General features: G+C 61.1%; 13 protein-coding genes. 5 read left to right on the forward strand and 8 right to left on the reverse strand.

The genetic code is table 11. The features are described from left to right. The first annotated feature begins 27 nt into the window (after positions 1 to 27). Positions 28 to 1,311: a hydantoinase/carbamoylase family amidase gene (locus tag BM075_RS08320; protein ID WP_177208285.1), complete on the forward strand. Its 1,284-nt coding sequence runs from the start codon at positions 28 to 30 to the stop codon at positions 1,309 to 1,311. Then, a complete protein-coding gene (locus tag BM075_RS08325) occupies positions 1,308 to 2,297 on the forward strand; it encodes a 2-hydroxyacid dehydrogenase (protein ID WP_093360205.1) in 990 nt (329 codons plus the stop codon). The genes BM075_RS08320 and BM075_RS08325 overlap by 4 nt, the downstream gene beginning before the upstream one ends. A gap of 140 nt (positions 2,298 to 2,437) precedes the next feature. On the opposite strand, the gene BM075_RS08330 is transcribed toward BM075_RS08325, so the two are convergent. The 4 genes from BM075_RS08330 to BM075_RS08345 all read right to left on the reverse strand — a co-directional run bounded on the left by BM075_RS08330 (position 2,438) and on the right by BM075_RS08345 (position 7,053). After that, positions 2,438 to 3,190: a 2-keto-4-pentenoate hydratase gene (locus tag BM075_RS08330; protein ID WP_093360206.1), complete on the reverse strand. Its 753-nt coding sequence runs from the start codon at positions 3,188 to 3,190 to the stop codon at positions 2,438 to 2,440. Between the two features lie 29 nt (positions 3,191 to 3,219). Continuing rightward, complete coding sequence (locus BM075_RS08335; RefSeq protein ID WP_093360207.1) at positions 3,220 to 3,930, reverse strand: SDR family NAD(P)-dependent oxidoreductase; 711 nt, start codon at positions 3,928 to 3,930, stop codon at positions 3,220 to 3,222. Between the two features lie 168 nt (positions 3,931 to 4,098). Next, complete coding sequence (locus tag BM075_RS08340; RefSeq protein WP_093360208.1) at positions 4,099 to 5,976, reverse strand: TRAP transporter permease; 1,878 nt, start codon at positions 5,974 to 5,976, stop codon at positions 4,099 to 4,101. A gap of 81 nt (positions 5,977 to 6,057) precedes the next feature. Continuing rightward, positions 6,058 to 7,053: a TAXI family TRAP transporter solute-binding subunit gene (locus BM075_RS08345; RefSeq protein ID WP_093360209.1), complete on the reverse strand. Its 996-nt coding sequence runs from the start codon at positions 7,051 to 7,053 to the stop codon at positions 6,058 to 6,060. Between the two features lie 719 nt (positions 7,054 to 7,772). Between BM075_RS08345 and BM075_RS08350 the strand changes: the two genes are divergently transcribed. Further along, positions 7,773 to 8,822 carry a four-carbon acid sugar kinase family protein gene (locus BM075_RS08350; protein ID WP_245758782.1) on the forward strand — a complete coding sequence of 350 codons (1,050 nt, stop codon included), beginning with the start codon at positions 7,773 to 7,775 and terminating at the stop codon, positions 8,820 to 8,822. Between the two features lie 80 nt (positions 8,823 to 8,902). Here the strand turns inward: BM075_RS08350 and pdxA are convergent, their stop codons facing one another. Then, complete coding sequence (gene pdxA / locus BM075_RS08355) at positions 8,903 to 9,883, reverse strand: 4-hydroxythreonine-4-phosphate dehydrogenase PdxA (protein WP_093360210.1); 981 nt, start codon at positions 9,881 to 9,883, stop codon at positions 8,903 to 8,905. 64 nt (positions 9,884 to 9,947) lie between these two features. Beyond that, positions 9,948 to 10,829, reverse strand: coding sequence for a dihydrodipicolinate synthase family protein (locus BM075_RS08360; RefSeq protein WP_093360334.1), 882 nt, complete (start codon positions 10,827 to 10,829; stop codon positions 9,948 to 9,950). A 711-nt stretch (positions 10,830 to 11,540) separates the two neighbouring features. Between BM075_RS08360 and BM075_RS08365 the strand changes: the two genes are divergently transcribed. After that, positions 11,541 to 12,656 carry an iron-containing alcohol dehydrogenase family protein gene (locus BM075_RS08365; protein WP_093360211.1) on the forward strand — a complete coding sequence of 372 codons (1,116 nt, stop codon included), beginning with the start codon at positions 11,541 to 11,543 and terminating at the stop codon, positions 12,654 to 12,656. Positions 12,657 to 12,829: 173 nt separating this feature from the next. Continuing rightward, entirely contained in the window at positions 12,830 to 13,903 is a 1,074-nt protein-coding gene (locus tag BM075_RS08370; protein WP_093360212.1) for a sialidase family protein, read from the forward strand. Between the two features lie 125 nt (positions 13,904 to 14,028). Here BM075_RS08370 and BM075_RS08375 read toward each other — a convergent pair whose 3' ends face one another. Together BM075_RS08375 and BM075_RS08380 are read right to left on the reverse strand one after the other, a co-directional pair. Then, positions 14,029 to 14,382 (reverse strand): response regulator, encoded by a 354-nt coding sequence (locus tag BM075_RS08375; RefSeq protein ID WP_143089835.1) that lies wholly within the window; start codon positions 14,380 to 14,382, stop codon positions 14,029 to 14,031. Continuing rightward, a complete protein-coding gene (locus BM075_RS08380; protein WP_093360214.1) occupies positions 14,372 to 18,262 on the reverse strand; it encodes a chemotaxis protein CheB in 3,891 nt (1,296 codons plus the stop codon). Before BM075_RS08380 ends, BM075_RS08375 begins: the two co-directional genes overlap by 11 nt. Positions 18,263 to 18,722 lie beyond the last annotated feature (460 nt).

Raw genomic sequence — 18,722 nt, forward strand, 5'->3', positions numbered from 1 at the left:
TCGGCCGACCAGCTCAGGAGATTGCGCGTGCCGCAAACAGCCCGCACCGACAAGCCAGCTCGCCCGGCCCTGCACATAGCGGAGCGTTTCCTGAAGGAACTGGCGCAGATTCGCGACCCGAAAGGCGGCGTGCGACGTGACTCTTATGGAGACGGTGAAGCGGCGGCACACGAGATTTTCCGGCGGTTTGCGGAGGATATAGGGCTTCGCTGGCATGTCGATGCGGCTTGCAACGCATATGCCCGCTACGACGGCGCAGATCCGACGCGGGAGTTCATCATTGGCTCTCACCTCGATTCGGTGCCTGCGGGCGGCAATTACGACGGAGCCGCGGGCGTTGCCATGGGGCTGGCCGTGCTTGGCGGCATGATCGAAGCCGGGATAACTCCGGCAACCACCCTGACCGTCATGGCCACCCGTGCCGAAGAAAGTACATGGTTCAACGCGTCCTACATCGGTAGCCGCGCGATGCTCGGAACCTTGGCTCCCTCGGAACTGGACGAGGTCATACGCGCCGATACGGGCTTGAGCCTAGGCGCCCACATTCGTGCCGCCGGCGGCGATCCTTCCGCAATTCGCTTTGGCGCGCCGCTGATAGATACGCAGACCCTCACCGGGTTTCTGGAGCCGCATATCGAGCAAGGACCGGTGCTGGTTGCCGACGCACTTCCGATGGCGGTGGTGACCGGGATCCGAGGCAGCTTTCGCTATCGCGAGGCGAGCTGCGCGGGCATCTATGCCCATTCCGGTGCAACGCCACGGTCGGCCCGCAAGGACGCGGTCGTTGGCACGGCCCTGCTCGTGAGTGCCATGGAAGACTATTGGCAGAAACTCGAAGCCACCGGAGAAGACCTGACAATCACCTTCGGCAAGGTCTTCACAGACCCGGCGCAGCATGCGTTCAGCAAGGTTCCGGGTCGGGTGGATTTTTGCCTCGATGTGCGCAGCGCTTCCCGCGAGACGCTCGATCGCGTTCATGATGAGTTGATGCGCCAGGCGGCCGCTATCAGTCAACGCTGTGGCGTGCGGTTCGATTTCGGCCAGCGCACCGGCAGTGAACCGGCCGTTTTGTCAGGCGACATCGCTTCCGCGCTGGAAGCCTCCTGCGACGCCCGTTCCGTGCCGGTGCGGCGTATGGCCAGTGGCGCGGGTCACGATGCCGCGGCCTTCGCAGCGGCCGGTGTGCCTTCGGCGATGGTCTTCATCCGGAACGAGAACGGCAGTCACAACCCCGACGAAAGCATGAACTTCGACGACTTTGCAGATGCGACGGAAGCGGTGTTCGACTTCTGCCTGAACCGGCTCCCATGAGCCGCTGCATTATCCTTCAGCCGATAGCCCAAGCGGGCGTTTCCATCCTTCGCCAAGCGGGGCTGGAGCCGCGTGTCGCCGGCCCGGAGCACAGCCTGGAGGCGCGCCTTCCCGCCCTGCTTTCCGAGGCGGAGGTTGTCGTGACCCGCAATCTCGGTTTCCGATCCACCTGGATGGATATGGCTCCGCGTCTCCGGGTCATCGCGGTGCATGGCACAGGCACGAACGCAATCGACATGGATCACGCCACATCTCTGGGCATTCAGGTGGTGAATACTGCCGGCGCAAATGCGCCCTACGTGGCGGAACAGGTGTTTGCCTTGCTTCTGGGGCTGCTGAAGAAGGTACCCCAAGGCGATGCCGCCCTGCGCCGCGGCGACTACGACTTTCGCTATACCGCATCGCCAGCAGACCTCCGAGGCCACCGCCTGGGCCTCTGGGGAACAGGACATGTGGCGCGGCATGTGGCGCGGATCGCCATCGCGTTCGGCATGGAGGTTCACGCTTGGTCGCGCCACCCGTTGCCCGAGGAGATGCGAGCGCTTGGCGTGCAGGAAGCCGCCGATCTCGATACGCTCTGCGCCAAGGCAGACATTCTCTCCTTGCACAGCTCTCCTCGCGCCGATGGACTGGTGATCGACGCGCGCCGCCTTGCGCTGCTGGGCGCGAACGGGGTGCTGGTGAATACGGCGCGCGGGGCGCTTGTTGATGAAGTGGCCCTGGCATCGGCACTTGAAAACGGCGCCATAGCCGGCGCGGCCATCGACACTTTTCAGCACGAGCCCCCTTCCAGGGAGGCCCCACTCGTCACAGCCCCCAACACCATTCTGGCACCCCATCTGGGCGGCGCGTCCCTGGGCGCTCTGGAGGCCACCGGAAGGACCGTCGCACGTGTGGCGCTCGATGCCCTGGCCTTCGAAGCGGGTGCAGCACTTTGCAATCCGGAGGTGCTGGCCCATGCCCGCGGCCGCACGCCGACGTCCTGAGAGAACGCCGCCGATCGCGTGAACATGCTGAAGAGCCGAACTACCTGTCCCGGTGGAAAGCCGACCGTAATCTCGGCCCCCGCAGGCGAAGTCTCTTGCTCCTCCCGCCACCGCTGTTCCGCACGGCTAGCGATCCGGCGTCAAACACGCTCGATAGAGAAGCGGATGCTCTCGAAACCCTCGATGCTGGCGATTGTGGTTTCGCCTGGCCGGATAACGTGGCTGCCGCCAAATGCGCCGGTTGTCACGATGTCGCCAGCCTTGATCCAATGGTCCGTGCGCGACAGTGCGTTGACCAGCCAGACAAGCGGATGTGCTGGATCGCCGGACGGATGGCCGCCACGCTGGTCGACCGCGGTTGCGTCACCTATGTCGAGACGCACCGCCACGTCAGGCTTTACGGCCGATCTCCACTTCGGCACCTCTTTGCCGATTACGAGGCCGGAATTCCCCATGGAATCCGCTCGAACCAGCAACGGATCGATGGAGCTGGCAATAAGTCGGCTCTGCAGGAGTTCGAAGGCTGCGAAAGCGCTGCCAACGGCCGCCCAGACGTCCTCCTTCGAGTAGGCCGAGCCGTCGTCGCGAGGGGGTAGATCTTGCTGAAAGCGAAATGCGATCTCTGCCTCGACTTTCTGTTCCGAAGCGACTGCGTCGGTCACCGCGGGCGAGGAGAGGATGCGCGTAGCGGGAATGGCTCCCCATTTGCCTTCGCCCTCGCCGACCTGAAATACCTTGTATCCGGCTATCGGTCCGAGGCTTCGGACGACCTCAAGCTGCACCCTGTCGGCAGCGTCTTCGTCGGGCGGAAGGGACAGGTCGGCAACCGCCGGAACGGAGCAGCCACTTCTGCGGGCGTTGATCAGCACGTCGGTGAGGGAATCGGTGGTCATGAGACTATTCGCCTGCGTAATTGAAGCGTCTACAGCGATGCGCCGCCGCAGACCACGATCTCCTGGCCCGTGATGCTCGCCGCCGGTTCGGACAGCAGATAGGCAGCAAGACCAGCGATCTCCCCGGGCTTGACCAACCGACCGATTGGCGGAACTTTCGGTTTCACGCTGACGCGGGCGGGATCCCTCAGCATCGGCGTATCGGTTGCACCGGGCGACACCACGTTGACGGTAATCCCGCGCGGCGCCAGTTCGATTGCGAAGGATCGCGCCAGTCCGACCATGGCGGCCTTGCTCGCCGCGTATTGGCTTCGCGCTGCGGAGCCACGAGCGGTACGGCTGCCGACGAGGACGATCCGGCTACCGTCGGCCATTCGCGGGGCAATCGTGTTAATCAGTTGAATGCTGGTTTCGACGTGGAGGCGCCACATGTCGCGACCATCGGCAAGGTCTATGTTGCCGATCTCGCCGACGCGAAGCTTGCCTGCCGCGTGCACAATGGCGTCCACGCGCCCGATTTCCGCAAGCGCCGCATCGAGGTCCACCTCGCTCGAGAGGTCGACCGAGACATGCTCGAAGCGTGCGTTCACGACGTCCGGCTTCGAACGGCTGAAACCGAGCACATTCCATCCGTCGGCCAACAGTTTCTCGACGATTGCGGCCCCGATCCCGGAACTGGCTCCGGTTACAAGCGCACGCTTTTCCTGGGTCACGCGATTACCAATGTCGTCCGAAGTCATCTGAGGTCGATCCTGATTATTGTGCTGGGGGGAACCGGCTCGGGGACTACGAAGGTTGACCACCGGCTCTCCGCCGCGTGTTGGCGGGATCGCACGAGGCGATCAGGCGATGCGGAAGGGCCATCCCGGGGCAGCATTCGGCACAGCCCCGGGACAGCGTTGAGGCTCTCAGGCCCCTTGGCGCTTGGCGCTTGGCTGAGGCTTCAACATGAAGCACCAGGCGAAGAGAACCGCACTGCCCGCGATGCCGGCGACCCAGGTGAGCGAGAGTGTCGGCGCGACAACCAAAGACAGGCTGACGACCAGGAACGCAAGGCGCTCGACGATGTTGAGCCGGTGCTTGAGCCACGCCTCCAGGAAGACCGCCCAGTTAAAGGTGGCCAGGACCAGGCCCACCGCGGCGATCCCAATTTGCCACGCGGCGCCTTGCCAAAGAAGGTGAGGGTCATTCACGAAGGCGAACGGTACAAGGAAGATCACGAGCGCGTACTTGAACGCCAGGATCCCCGTCTTGTTCACGTTGGACCCGGCAATACCCGCCGCTGCGAAGGTACAGAGCGCAACTGGCGGCGTCACCATCGAGAGCACGCAGTAGTAGAGCACGAAGAGGTTTGCCGCGAGCAGATCCACCCCCATTCCCGTCAGAGCGGGCACGAAGACCAGCGAGCCGATGATGTAGGCGGCGACGGTGGGCAGCCCCATGCCCATGATGATGCAGCCGAAGATCACCAGCACCAGCGAGAGGTAGAGGTTGGAGCCGCCGATGTCGGTCAGCATGCTCACGAACTTCAGCGCCAGGTTCGACTGGGTCGCGATGACCATGACAATGCCGACAGCGGCGAGCGGAGCGGAGATATACCCCATCTGTTTCGCCGTATCGATGACCATGTAGTAGATCTCGCGCAGCGGATACCAAGTCGACTTGCGCAGGAAGGGCACCACCAGCGAAAGGATCGTACCGGTCAGGGCGGCGAAGGGTGCGGAGTAACCCATGACCAAGGTCGCGATCATTGCGATCGGAGCGAGCAGCAGGTGCAGGCGCGGCAGGATCGGCGGGATATCCAGCGCCTCGGCGCTGATGTTGCCGACACCGGACTTGCGGGCGCGCAGGTCGACGATGACAATCAGCGCGAAGTAGAAGGCCAGCGCAGGGATAAGTCCGGCAGCCGCGATCGTGAGATAGGGAATACCCAGCAGGTCTGCCATGACGAACGCGGCAATACCCATCACTGGCGGCATCAGTTGGCCACCCGTGGAGGCGATGGCTTCGGTAGCCGCTGCCTGCTCCTTGGAATAACCCGACCGGTGCATGATCGGAATGGTGAGAACGCCCGTCGACGTGGTGTTGGCAATGGCTGAGCCGCTCACCACCCCGAACAGAGCAGAACCGACCAGAGACATCTTGGCCGCACCGCCCGCGAGCCGGGAGGTGGCCCGCATGGCGAGGTCGATGAACAGCGGTCCACCGCCGGTGGCGGAGAAGACGGCCCCAAACAGCACGAAGAAGAACACGAAGTTGACGGCCGCGCTGGCGGTTACGCCGAAGATGCCGGACGTCTGCATCGTGATCATTTCGGCTTGCGTGGACAGCGTGAAGCCCGGGAAGGACATCCAGCCGGGAGCCAGGAAGCCGAAGTAGCCATAAGCGATGAAAACGCCCACAACCACGACCAGCGACATCCCGACTGAACGGCGCACGGCTTCAAGGATGAGGATAACACCCGCGACGTGCATGAAGATATCGATCGGGAAGACCGGGTCGATCATTTCCAGCCGCCTCTCGAGGCGCGGAATTTCGTATTGGTACAGGACCGCGATCGCCAGCGAGATCAGAACACACGCGAGCGTAACCGTTCGGGAAATCCAGACGAACTTCGCGTCCTCTTTTTCCCGCGTGAAGGCAAAGACCAGGGCAACGGCCATGTACACCTGGAACGCCGCGATGTTGATGGGCGGCATCGGGTTGAAGAACTGCGTCAAGAGGGTGCCCACGTACACAAAGGACAGTGCAACCTGTATGACGCGCATGAGCAGCGCGAAGTTCATCGGGGTTTCCCTTCCTGGGTAAGGTTCAGGACCGCCGCTCGCAGACGATCTGGGCGGCGATCCTGAGTGTTGGGTGTCGGCTCAGTCGATCCAGCCCTGTTCGCGGTAGTACCGTGCCGCGCCAGGATGCAGTTCGAGGACCGCCTGGTTGGGTTGGGCGCCAGCTTGCGGATCCCAGCCGGAAAGCGGAGCGTAGGTTTCCGCGATCTCGTCGCGGCTTTCCACCAGAGACTTGGTGACCTGGTAGATCGCGTCTTCGTCCACGTTGCGGTTGGCAATCAGAAGCGTCGGCGACGTCGGGTTAACGTAGTCGGTCTCAAGCCCCTTGTAGGAACCGGCCGGCATCGTGCCCGTGGGCATGCCAAGCGTTTCCATATGCGACAGAACGGTTTCGCCGACCGGGAGGAAGACCATGTCGGAAGTGAGAGTCGTCTCCGTCATCGTCGCCTGCCCGATTGGAGCGTTCTCGACGTAGACGTCGGCGGTTCCGTCGCGGAGCATTTGTGCGATCTGGGCAGTTTCGACCTGAACGATTGCGCCCTTGCCACGCAGTTCCTCAAGGCTCGTTCCAAGCGCTTCGAACATGTAGTTGGCAACGATCGGAACCTGCGAGCCGGTCGGCTTCATGGCGATACGCGGCAGCTCTTCGGCGGAGAGAACTTTCTCCAACGTGTCGTTGCCCGTTTCGTCGACATAAGCCTTACGCGCGACGACGGTCGTGTAGGACGTCTGCAGGCCACCCACGACGGTGGTGATGTCCTTGCTCTCGCGGCCCTTGAATTCCTCGCCAATCCCGTCGCGCGCCCAGACAGCGGCATTCGAGGTGACGAACCCGAGGTCGGCGACGCCCTGGTTCACCGCAACGGGGTTGGCCATTCCGCCGCCCCGGGGCATGACTTCGACATTGAGGTCGAGCTCACCGGCCGACCGGCTGATGATTTCACCGAACGTCGATCCGTACGAGTACCACGACCCTCCGGGCGGCATCGAAATAAGCTTGACCGTTTCCTGGGCCTGAACGGCCACCGGCATTGCGGCGATTGCCGCCGCTGCCAACCCTTTGAGTAACTTGTTCATGCTGTCCTCCTCTGGTGACGCATTTGATGTCTTGATCCGACATGCGCTCGGGTTCGGGTGCGGTAGTGCGTCTGCATGTCTGCTGATGCCCCCGTGAACCACCCACCTCTTGGACCAGTGGCCCACCTCCCGAGCGGCAAGCTCAAAATGGCAGCATCGCATATATTTGTCAATTTGTTTGTTAAAGTGATGGAAATTGGGCTTCTTAAGGCTCGCAGTGAAATCCGACGCCACCATCAAATCTATACTAACTCATTGTATTTTAAATATTATTTATGATTAATTGCAACATCCCTCTCCATCGGGCCGATGAGTCGCTAAGAACGATAACATGACAACTCGCAATCATTCGGACCGAACATGTCAATGAACTGAAGAAGAACGAGTCCCGCCCCCGTCGGCGTAAAATTGTCGCAAGGGCGAGCCGTGCCTATGCGAAAAAGCGCATGAAACCCAGAAATCGCTTTGCCAGCGCAATTCTCTCGGGCGAGCGGATGCAGGCACATCGGCCCAATTCCACGTATGGTTGTGTCTCAATCTGAACCTGCAAGCAAGTCGCGGCCCGGAGAAAGCGCCACGCCGCGTAAGCGCTGTTGAAAGAAGAATTGAAACACGGCCCAAGCTAATTTACAACATGACAAACAATTCCGGGCGCTGCATGCACGCTGCCGGCCCTTGCCGGGCACCCGTCTGCGGCCGAAATGTTGGAAATACGCATTATGCCTAAAGTCCTCATACTCGCCGATGATGTGACCGGAGCACTGGACAGTTCTGTCGCTTTCGCCGCCCGCGGACTGCGTGCGATTTGCGCGCTCGCACCCGAGACGCTCGAGCGTGCGCTCGACCAGAATGCGGACGTCGTTGCGGTGGCGACGAACTCCCGCGAAGGCAGTGAACAAGCGGCACGAGATGCCATCGCGAGCGTGCGTGACATAGCAGCTAAGCGTTTTGAGGTACTGTTTAAGAAGGTCGACAGCCGGATGAAGGGGCATATCGCGGCGGAGATCGATGCGCTGTCCCTGCCATTGGATCGCGGCGTCGTGGTCTGCCCGGCGATCCCGCGCCTCAAACGCCACGTGGTCGGCGGTTCGGTCTGCGGTGCCGGAATTTCGACGCCGATACCCGTTGCGCCCGCAATCGGAAGACCTGCCCAGGTTGTCGACGCAACGTCTCAGGCAGAGATCTTGACCGCATTGCCGAGCACCCTCTCCGCCCCGCTTTACGTTGGCGCGGCTGGCCTTGCCGAAGCGCTCGCAGAGCGGCTCGCCGCGAATTCGGCGCCGCGCCCCGCACCTTCGCCTCAGTCACCGGCCGTGTTTGCGATCGGATCGCGCGATCCGGTCACCGTCGCACAAGTGGAAGCCTTATCCGGCGTTCCAAAAGTCTCGGCACCAAACGGGCGCGTGCCCTCAGCAACCATTGCTGGCACGACGATCATCCAGATGACACCTGGCGACGAGCAACGCTCTGGCAAAGCCGCTGGAGAGGATTTTGCGTCCGGGGTCGCGGCACTTTTGCAAGCCTCCGCGATCCCCACCCTGCTCGGCTGCGGTGGCGAGACGGCGGCCGCAATTCTCAAAAAGCTAGGCGCGGGGTTTTTGGAAGTGAAAGGCGAGCTCCTGCCGGGCGTGCCCCTTTCGCACACCCTCGATGGTGAGCGGCGCCTGGATGTCATCACCAAATCAGGTGGATTTGGACCGCCCGATACACTTCTCGCACTCGTTCAGATGCTGTCCGCCAACGCTCAACGCGATCATCAGAAGGCGTAACCAGATCGCCCATTAAAGAGAAAACGGCGCCCACATGAGGACGCCGTCTCTGGTTGCATGGGAGGGAAACGGCAGCCTCGTCAGCCGCGGCTCGCAGCGAGCTTTCTGCCGTAGTCGAGCGCGGCCAGCATGTTGACATGTTTGGCCCTGCCTGTTCCGGCAAGGTCGAACGCGGTTCCATGATCGACCGAACAGCGATCGATTGGCAGCCCGAGCGAGCAGTTGATGGCGGTGTCGAAAGCGATGAGCTTGACCGGGATATGACCCTGATCGTGGTACTGCGCCACCATCAGGTCGAAATCGCCGCTATGGGCACGGTAATAGGCGGTATCTGCAGGGATCGGGCCAACCACGTTGATCCCCTCCGCCTGTGCGCGCTCCACGCCCGGCGTGACCTGAAGGTCATCTTCGTTTCCGAACAGGCCACCCTCGCCGCAGTGCGGGTTGATCCCGGCAACGGCGATGCGTGGGCTCTCGATCCCCATGCGCTGCATGTGCCGGTGCCCCGTCACGATGGTCTGATAGATCCTATCCGGCGTCGCCCGTTCGGTAATCGCATCCTTGAGCGAGACATGGGTCGAGACGTGAATGACGTTGAGCGTCGGCGAGGCGAGCAGCATCCAGGAGGACTTGCTTCCGCTCAAATGCGCCAACAGCCCCGTGTGGCCATCGTAATGGTGGCCAGCCGCATTCAGCGCCGCCTTGTTGATTGGCGCGGTAACGATGCCGGCGGCGGCGCCGTCCATCGTCATTTCCACAGCCTTCTTGATGTACTGGTAGCAGGCTTCCCCACACGCCTCGGAAAGGACGCCGAACTTGCCCGGAAGCCCGTCGACCGGGACATGCAGGACGGAGAGGCCGCCCTCCTCCCGCCCCTCTGGATCGGTGATCGGCAGGGTTACATCGCAGGCGGTACGGGCGCGCTCAAGCGTGTCCCGGTCGCCGATCACGGTGTAACGGGCCCGGGCGTCTGGCGAGAGCTCGGCGAAGGCCTTTACGATCACCTCAGCGCCAACGCCCGAGGGATCGCCCATGGTTATAACTATTGGAGTGTCGTTCATGAGTTCAGATCTCCTTGTGGCTTGCCATCGGCGTTGACGACCCGGCGGCGCGGGTGGGCGACCATCAGATCAGGTCGTGCTTCTTCAGGATCGCCTCGATTTCCTTGTCCTGCTCGGGGTTGGGCAGGAGAGCGGGCTGGCGCGACGCTCCGACCGACGGGTCCATGACCCAGAGCGCGCGTTTCACCATCGCTGGCGGGAAGCCCAACTTGTACAGATCTACGCGAAGGGCGGTGTAGGCTTCCTGCGCGGCCGCCGCGCCGGCATCGTCGCCCGAATTGAAGCAGGTGACGATCTTCGCCAGCACTTTCGGCATCACATTGCCAAGGCCGGAAATACATCCCGTCGCGCCATTCTGCAGCGCCCAGTGGACGAGGTGGTCTGGGCCCGAATAGACCTCGAAACCTTCCATATCTCGGCCAACGGCCATGTAAGCTTCCAGCGTATCCATCGCCCCGCCGGAATCCTTGATCCCCGCGATATTGGAATGCTCAGCGAGTTTTCGGGCCGTCTCGGGCTCAATGTGGTTCTGCGTCCGAGCTGGGATGTCGTAGAGGAAGAGCGGCGTATCCACCGCATCAGCGACGGTGGTGTAGTGCCGGATCAGGCCATCCTGAGTGCATGCGATGAAGAAAGGCGTTATGACCGCGATCCCATCGACGCCAATCCGATCAAACTCACGCGCCAGTTTCAGTGTCTCGAAGGTTGCGGGCATACCGGCATTGACGATGACCTTCACCTTGCCGTCGATTTCGTCCACAACCTCCTCGCAGAGCCTGACCTTCTCGTCGAAAGTCAGCGCCGAAAAATCTCCATTGGTGCCGGCACACATGATGTTGTTGCCCGCTTCGACCTGCCGGCGCACCTGGGCGCGGGTTGCCTCGAAATTGATAGTCTCATCGTCGTTAAAGCAGGTGACAAGCGCAACATAGGCGGATTTGGTCATTGGCTCGAGATCCTTTGGCATCTTGCGTTTCGATGGAGCGATCAAGCGCGGCGCAATCGGAAACCGTGTGGTGTCCTGGGGTGGCAGGCACAAATACCCCGACGACCCGAGGCCCAAGGTGCGATCGCTAGCCCCATTGCGGCGGCCGCTCCGGACAGGCCGGAGAAAGATGTCAGCGCGTGCCGGGACAGCGAAGACCATTGCAAGACGCGCGCGGGCGCGCAGGCCATGTCGCCGCAGCTCCCATCCGTGTTGGCCATGTTCTCCCCCCGAAATGCGCTGAGCGTCCGAATGTGCGGACCCTCGCCCTCCATCCCGGACCTTTGCTGGGAGGGAGCATCGATAATGCAGCACCGAGAGTCAAGTAATTTTGTTAGTTTGTAATTTCAATTCCTGGCGCCATCCCCATGCAGATCATGGAGAGGCCAGCCACCCACCACCCACTGAAAGTAACGATTATTATTTTTTTACAGTAGTTTATAGTTATTCACCCACCCATCTCCCGAGACATTCTTGACCCTAAGAGGCGGCCAGCCACAAGCAAATTACGAGTTGACAAATATTTCTTTCACTTTAGACAATAGGCCAACTGGGAGGAAATTTCTGGCAGGCAGCTCTTTGGAGCCGCGTCAGGACTTGCTCTCATCCGCCATTTAAACAAACCGGACGGCCCTCCACCTGCGCGGCCGTGGCTCAAGGAGAGGAACGAAGATGGAACTCATTCAACCGATCGAGCTTCAGTTTCCCCCACTCGTTCAATTCGGTCAGGATGCGCTGGCGAAGCTGGCCACTTGGGTGGCGGAGAAGGGTTACCAACGTCCATTCGTTGTCGCGGACCCGGTGAATGCGGAGCGTCTCGAGTTGCTCGGCCTTGGGGATGTTCCCTGTTTTGGCCAAGTCGTCCCAGAGCCCGACGCGAATAACCTCACCGCCGCTGTAGACGCTGCGAAGTCCTGCGACCTCGTCATCGGCTTCGGTGGCGGTTCGGCGATGGACCTTGCCAAACTGGTCGCTGTGATGATCGGCAACGACGTCGGCCTGGCGGATATCAGCGGCCCCCACCGCGCGCCGGCTCGCAACGTCGGGCTTGTGCAAATCCCGACGACCGCAGGAACCGGCTCCGAAGTCGGGACGCGAGCCCTTGTGACCGACCCCGAAACGAACAGCAAAGTGGCCACCGAGAGCCGCAATATGCTGGCGGATATGGCGATCATCGATCCGATGCTGACCATGTCAGTACCGCCCTTCGTGACCGCGGCCACTGGCATCGACGCGATGGCGCATTGTGTCGAAGCGTTCACCTCGAAACGTTCGCACCCCTTGATCGACACCTATGCGATGAAAGGCATCGAACTGGTGGGCGCCTACTTGAAACGCGCGGTTGAGGACGGCGCCGACACCGAAGCACGCGGTGGCCTGGCGCTCGCGGCATTCTACGGAGGCATTTGCCTCGGCCCGGTCAACACCACTGCGGGCCATGCGGTGTCGTATCCACTGGGAACGCGCCACAAGTTGCCGCACGGCATCGCCAATGCGCTGATCTTTCCCCACACGCTCGCCGCAAATGCGCGTGCAGTGCCGGAGAAGACCCAGGCGATACTCGCAGCACTTGGGTACCCTGACGGTGGAGACAACGCCGTGTTGGAAAACGCACGCGCCTTCTGCGAGGGACTGGGACTTAAGATGCACCTCAGCGCCCACGGTGTCCCGAAGGAAGACCTGCCGGAGATGGCGCGCGAAGCCCACGCAATCCGTCGCCTCCTCGACTGGAATCCGGTCGATCTGTCGGTGGCTGACATCGAGGCGATTTACGAAGCCGCCTATTGAGACAGTGCCCGTCGCAAGACAGTCCGCATCGGACAGAAACGACGACGAGCTTTGTCCAGAGGGACCACGCGCCAGATTTTAAACAGCGCGGAATTTGATCTTACACCAACACCGTTCAGACGCCCAATGTGTGACCGTCCGTCCGGTGACCGAAGACTGGGAGGAGCTTGCGAATGAAAGTCCTGCAAGAGAAAAAGATCCCGACGCCAGCGCCAAGCAACCACGCGTCGAACTTGCTCGAACTTGGGAATGGCGATCTGCTGTGTACATGGTTTGGCGGCTCAATGGAGGGCACGCCGGACATCAGCATCTATATGGCCCGGTTCGACCGCAGTCGCGACACCTGGCTCGAAGCCGTCAAGATGTCAGATGACCCGACACGTTCTGAACAGAACCCGGCGCTGTTCAGGCATCCGTCCGGGGAGCTTTGGCTCCTCTACACCGCGCAGCTTTGGGCAGACCAAGGCACGGCCGTGGTGCGGATCCGGCGATCGGCAGACGACGGGATGACCTGGAGCCCTGCCGTGGAGTTGTTCGACGAGCCGGGAACATTCATCCGTCATGCGCCGGTCGTGAACCCGTCAGGCGCCCTGCTGCTTCCGATCTGGAACAGCAATATCCGCAATGCATTCGGAGACGACTATAGCCTCGTGAAGGTGTCAGAAGACGGTGGCGAGACGTGGGAACAGGTGCCGGTTCCCGACAGCCGGGGGAGTGTCCACATGGACATCCTTGAAACGTGTCAGGTGGCCTTCTTCCGGAGGCGGCAGGCCGATCACGTCTTCCGCAGCGTGTCGGACGACGGCGGGCTTAGCTGGAGCGAGCCCGAGGCCACGACTTTGCCCAATAACAACTCGTCCATCCAGGCCCGCGAACTGAAGGACGGCCGAATTGCCATTATCTACAACGAGATTGCCGCCGCAGGCAGGGCCGGAGAAAGCTCCGTACCGCCTTGGATCAAGGATCGCGACGCATTTCTCGCCCAATGCGAGATCACGGAGAGCAGCGCGATCTGGGGCGTGCCCCGCAATCCGCTGGTCATTGCCACCTCAACGGATCTCGGCCGGAGTTGGACCAAGGAAATCGTGGTGGAGTCAGACGCTCAACTCCGGTCGGACCATGATCAGACGGGCGCATTCGTCGGCGACTACTCCTACCCGTCGATCATCCAGACAAAGGATGGCAAACTGCACATCAGCTACTCGTATCTCCGCGACTACATCAAGCACGCAACCCTCGAAATCTAGTTGCCAAAGCGTCCGGACCCGGAGGACAGATCCACCCGGTCCGGAACGTTTCGTGGCGTTCGTTAGTCGACGCCCGCGAGCGGGAAAATGACGTCGAGCCTGAAATCGCCTCCCACAGGCCTATTTCATTCGGCGCTGACTATTGCTTCCAGCGCTGCGATAACCGATCGAAAATTGACGGGTTTGGATATAATCGGGCAATCGCCAAGGTCTGCTGGAATCGAGTTTGCGGAATACCCGGTGAGGAATATGACACCGACGCCCTGCTCCCGCAGTCGGGTTGCCAGGTCAAAGGACTTTACCCCGTTCACATTTATATCCAGCACCGCTGCGTCCGGTTTTTCAGCGGTAGAGATGCTTTCGGCCTTCTCTACGGTGCCGGCCGGCCCGATGACGGTCCAACCCGCGTCCGACAATTCCGCAGCTATGTCCATGGCCACGATGACTTCGTCTTCCAATATAAGGACTTTACGATTCACCTAGGTCACTCCCGGCGCGCGTTGGACATTCGATGACGGCCACCAGGCCGTCGGGCGCATAGTCGATCACGGTCGAGCCACCAACGCTGTGAGACAGCGATTGCTCGATCAAGATGGACCCAAACCCCGTTTGCGACGGAGGATTGACCTTGGGCCCGCCCGTTTCGCGCCAGACTAGGCGCACGCCGGGACGATCGTCCAGCCAAATCCTCGACCAGCTGATCTCGACTCTCCCACGTTCGTTCGAAAGGGCGCCGTACTTTGTGGCATTGGTTGCCAACTCATGTAGAACAAGCCCCAGATTGTGGGCAACCGTTGCACCAAGAACGGAATGCGGACCCTCGAGATCCACCCGGAGTCCGTCATCATTGCCCGTGTAGGGTCCGACCTGCGCGGCGACCAAGTCTCTCACGTTCGCGTCGCTCTTCTCGGCATTCACGAGCAGATCGTGCGCGACGGAAATTGCCCGCAGCCGGCCGAGGAAACTCTCCCTGAAGGACTGCATGTCCTTTGACTGCCGGAAGGTGTGAGATGCAATCGACTGAATCGTCGCGAGAGAGTTCTTGACCCGGTGATTCAGTTCATTTGTGAGGAGCTGTCGGCGCTCTTCCTTCTCGACTTCCTCTGTCGCATCGTAATTGATGCCGATCATCGCTTCGGGCCTGCCCGCGCCGTCATAGATGACGCGGCCCTTGGCGACCAGCACGCGTTCCTCACCATCCCCCCGCAGAATACGGAATTGGGTGTCCAGCATCTCGCCCTTTCGCAAGGCAGCACTGACTTCCTCGATGACGCGCGGGCGATCTTCATCAAGGATGAACGAGGCGAATGTCGCAAATGACGGCTCCCTGTCTCGTGGGCACCTCAGAAGGTGGAACAGGTTCGGCGTCCAGGTGGATACGTCGTTCTCGACATTCCACTCCCAGGCACCGATGCCCGTAACCTCGTACGTCATTTCGAGGCGGGCCGCGTATTCCTGCATGCGGATCTCGGCTTCGTGGCGGTCCGTCACGTCCTTGACCGTGCCGACAAGGCGCGCAGGCTTGCCGTCTTCAAATGTCACCTTGCCATCGGCGCGAACCCATCTGGCCGACCCGTCCGGTTGCATCACACGGTACTCGGCGAGGTAGCCTCCGGCGCCCCCCGGGTCCAGCGCCGCATCCACTTTCGCCTGAGTTGCGGCGCGATCGTCCGGGTGCAGTCGGCTCATGAACAGGTCGTAGTCGACGTCCTGATGTGCGGGCACGTTCCAAAGCTCTCGCATTCGGTCGTCCCAAACCAGCTTCCCAGTATCGGGATAGAAGATGTGCACCCCGAACTCGCCCGCCTTCAGGGCGGAGGAAAGCTGCTCCCGGTTTTCATGGAGCTTTCGCTCCGCCTCCTTGCGGCGGGTGATGTTGATGAACGTTGCGATGCATCCGTCGAGCTTGTCATCGATACTCCGATACGGCCGCACCCGCACTTCGTAACTTTCGCCCGAAACCGGGTTTCGGACTTCGCGCTCGACCATTTGCAATGTTTCTTCGACCTTTAGCGCATCCTCATCAAGCTCGGGATACTCCACAAGCCAGTTCAGGTCGGTCACCCGGCGGCCAATATCCCTGTCGTCGATATGAAGGATGTTCTTGGCCGACCGGGTGAACCGGCGCACGATCAGTCCCGGCGCGAGGATCAGCTTCGCGATATCGGTACTGTCCAGAACGTTCTTGAGATCGGAATTCGCCTCGTTGAGCCGCCGATTGTTCTCGGCGAGCTCGGAGTTGATTGTCTCCAGTTCCTCGTTGATGGACTGAAGTTCCTCGCGCGACGTTTCCAATTCCTCGTTGGAGCTTTGAAGCTCCTCATTCATCGAAAGAAGCTCTTCGTTGGCGCTCCGCAACTCCTGCTCGGCGACCGCGTGCCCCGCCTCGGCCGTGGACATGCGCCGGCGCACCAGCGACAATTCCTGCTCGACCGCCTCCAGCGAGCGACGATCGGGAATGGCGTCCGCCAGGTGCCCGATTTCCGCAACCTCGACAGGTTGCAGAACAACGAGGATATCCCCCTCCGAGAAGGGCAGCGAGTCCGCCACGACACGCACCAGCGCCTGCGTTCCGTCTTGTGCAAATGGCACGGTTTCCGTCGCCGAAGCCCTGGTTTCGCGCACGGCGTGGATCAGCGGCCGGACAACCGCCCGGATCTCCGGCGACAACATGTCCTCGATACGAGCGGAGGGAACGCCTTTCGATGGCCTTACGTACGGACCAACCGTGCCGGAAACGTAGGCCACTTCATCGTTCGGAGTGACGACGAGGAACGGGGGCGAATGCCTGGTCAGGAAAAATTGATCGACCTGGGATTCATAATCCTGGGACCGGGCCAATGTTTCGCCAACGATGTTCTCGGTGTCCGCCCGGTCGATATGGCGCGGTGGCATCAAGTCCCGCGGGGCGCGACGTCCGGCAAGAGCGGAGAAGCCGGCAGCCACGGAGTCGTTGCGACGATAGAGCCTGTGTTCGCGCGACACCGGCGTGAAATAGCTCGCCTTGCCCTCGACGGATTCCGATGGACCTAAAAACAGAAAACCGGATCGGCGCAGAGCGTAGTGAAACCGGGGAACCAAACCGTCTTGACCATTAGAATTCAGGTAGATCAGCAGATTGCGGCAGGATATCAGATCTATGCGCGAAAATGGCGGATCGCGCAGCAAGTTGTGGGGCGCGAAGGCGATGCGCTCGCGCAGGCGGGAGCTGACTTTGCTTTGGCCCTGAACGGTGGTGAAATACCGGTCGATCAATTCGTCGGGCATCCTCTCCAGGGCAGTATCGGAATAAGTCGCGGCCCTCGCGTGACGCAAGCTGTTCAGGTCTATGTCTGTCCCGAATATCCGAAGTTCGCGTCGGTCATCGGCCTTTCGCATCGCTTCGGCGAAAAGGATCCCGATCGAATAGGCCTCCTCTCCGGTAGAGCATCCCGGCACCCAGATCCGGAACTTGTCCTGGTCCCGCTCGAGCAGCGGCTTGATCGCGAACTCGGCAAGGGCATTGAACGCCGTCGGGTCCCGAAAGAAACGCGTCACACCGATCAGGAAATCCTGCAGAAGACGCGTCCGCTCATCGCCGTCCTGCCGAAGCAGGCCGAGGTAACTTCCTACGTCGCCCTGCATCCGCAGCATCATGCGGCGCTCGATCCGGCGCACCAGAATGCCCGGTTTGTAGTTTGAAAAATCTTGCCCATCCGCCTTCGAAAGAAGATCCAGCACCTCATCCAACCGACGTTCGATGGAAGCAAAGACTTCATCCTTGTTGCCGCCCTGCCGTATTTCCTCCCGGTGGGAGAGGAGCGAGACCAGATTGGCCGGAATATCCTCCGGATTGAGCCGCGCGTCGACTAACCCGGTGGCAGCCGCGCTATCCGGCATACCCGGAAAACGTGCTGAGGTCGCTTCCTGTACGATCGCGATCCCGCCGGCGCTCTTGATCGCCTTCAGCCCCATTGTGCCGTCGGTGCCAGTGCCGGACAGGATAACGCAGCAGGCACTCTCGCCGAAATCCTCGGCGAGCGAATTGAGGAAGACATCGATTGGCGTGCGAACGCCCTTCTGGTCGTTCCTCGGCAGCAAGTGAAAGCGGCCAGACCGAATTTCCAGCGCCGGCCCCGAGGGAATGACGAAAACGGCGTCAGCTTCCACCTCCATACCGTGCTCGATCTTGCGAACCGGCAAGGCTGTGTGGGACGACAACAACTCGTCCATGATCGAGGGATGGTCCGGCGAGAGATGCTGGACAACGACGAAGGCAAGCCCGCTTCCTTGCGGAATCGCCGCAACAAGCTCCGTCAGTGCTTCCAATCCGCCGGCCGAGGCACCTACGCCAACGACCGCCTTAACTCTTTGTGGCATCGTGCGTCCTTCCCGTTCCGGACACTATCGAGAACTTTCGGGTCTCGAAAGATTAGAATAGCGGCATCTCTGAACTGGAGCAGGTCTCGCCCACCTCCTACTTAGTCGCACGAACACGGACCCGGCGCCCTGGTTCCTGCGACGTTAGCCTTGCGTTTTTTTTGGCGAGACCCACCCTCAAATGGGACCCCACTTTTTTGAGGAATGCAGGAGCGGAAACGGAAGTCGGATTGGTCGCTCAGAGTACCCTGGGCATTTAATGAACGGCCCACGCGCCCTCGACCTTCTTGATGCTACCCAGTCTGAGAGGTGGCCGAGCGGTTCGATGCTGGCCAGGTAGCACTTCACTCATGCAAAAAGATCTTCGCGAAGGCGACCCGGAGCCTGAGCAGCTCCTTCCCCAGCCTCGCGGCGGTCATCGACCGGAGTTCAGGCCATACGGTCGGCTGGTCTATGGCGA

The sequence above is a fragment of the Tropicimonas isoalkanivorans genome, from assembly GCF_900112335.1.
GTDB lineage: Bacteria > Pseudomonadota > Alphaproteobacteria > Rhodobacterales > Rhodobacteraceae > Tropicimonas > Tropicimonas isoalkanivorans.

Bases quoted from the DNA above. Each gene is read 5' to 3' on its own strand.
- BM075_RS08345 (WP_093360209.1), bottom strand. From the start codon at position 7,053: ATGAACAAGTTACTCAAAGGGTTGGCAGCGGCGGCAATCGCCGCAATG.
- pdxA (WP_093360210.1), bottom strand. From the start codon at position 9,883: ATGAACGACACTCCAATAGTTATAACCATGGGCGATCCCTCGGGCGTT.
- BM075_RS08365 (WP_093360211.1), top strand. From the start codon at position 11,541: ATGGAACTCATTCAACCGATCGAGCTTCAGTTTCCCCCACTCGTTCAA.
- BM075_RS08330 (WP_093360206.1), bottom strand. From the start codon at position 3,190: ATGACCACCGATTCCCTCACCGACGTGCTGATCAACGCCCGCAGAAGT.
- BM075_RS08370 (WP_093360212.1), top strand. From the start codon at position 12,830: ATGAAAGTCCTGCAAGAGAAAAAGATCCCGACGCCAGCGCCAAGCAAC.
- BM075_RS08340 (WP_093360208.1), bottom strand. From the start codon at position 5,976: ATGAACTTCGCGCTGCTCATGCGCGTCATACAGGTTGCACTGTCCTTT.
- BM075_RS08360 (WP_093360334.1), bottom strand. From the start codon at position 10,829: ATGACCAAATCCGCCTATGTTGCGCTTGTCACCTGCTTTAACGACGAT.
- BM075_RS08350 (WP_245758782.1), top strand. From the start codon at position 7,773: ATGCCTAAAGTCCTCATACTCGCCGATGATGTGACCGGAGCACTGGAC.
- BM075_RS08380 (WP_093360214.1), bottom strand. From the start codon at position 18,262: ATGCCACAAAGAGTTAAGGCGGTCGTTGGCGTAGGTGCCTCGGCCGGC.
- BM075_RS08325 (WP_093360205.1), top strand. From the start codon at position 1,308: ATGAGCCGCTGCATTATCCTTCAGCCGATAGCCCAAGCGGGCGTTTCC.
- BM075_RS08335 (WP_093360207.1), bottom strand. From the start codon at position 3,930: ATGACTTCGGACGACATTGGTAATCGCGTGACCCAGGAAAAGCGTGCG.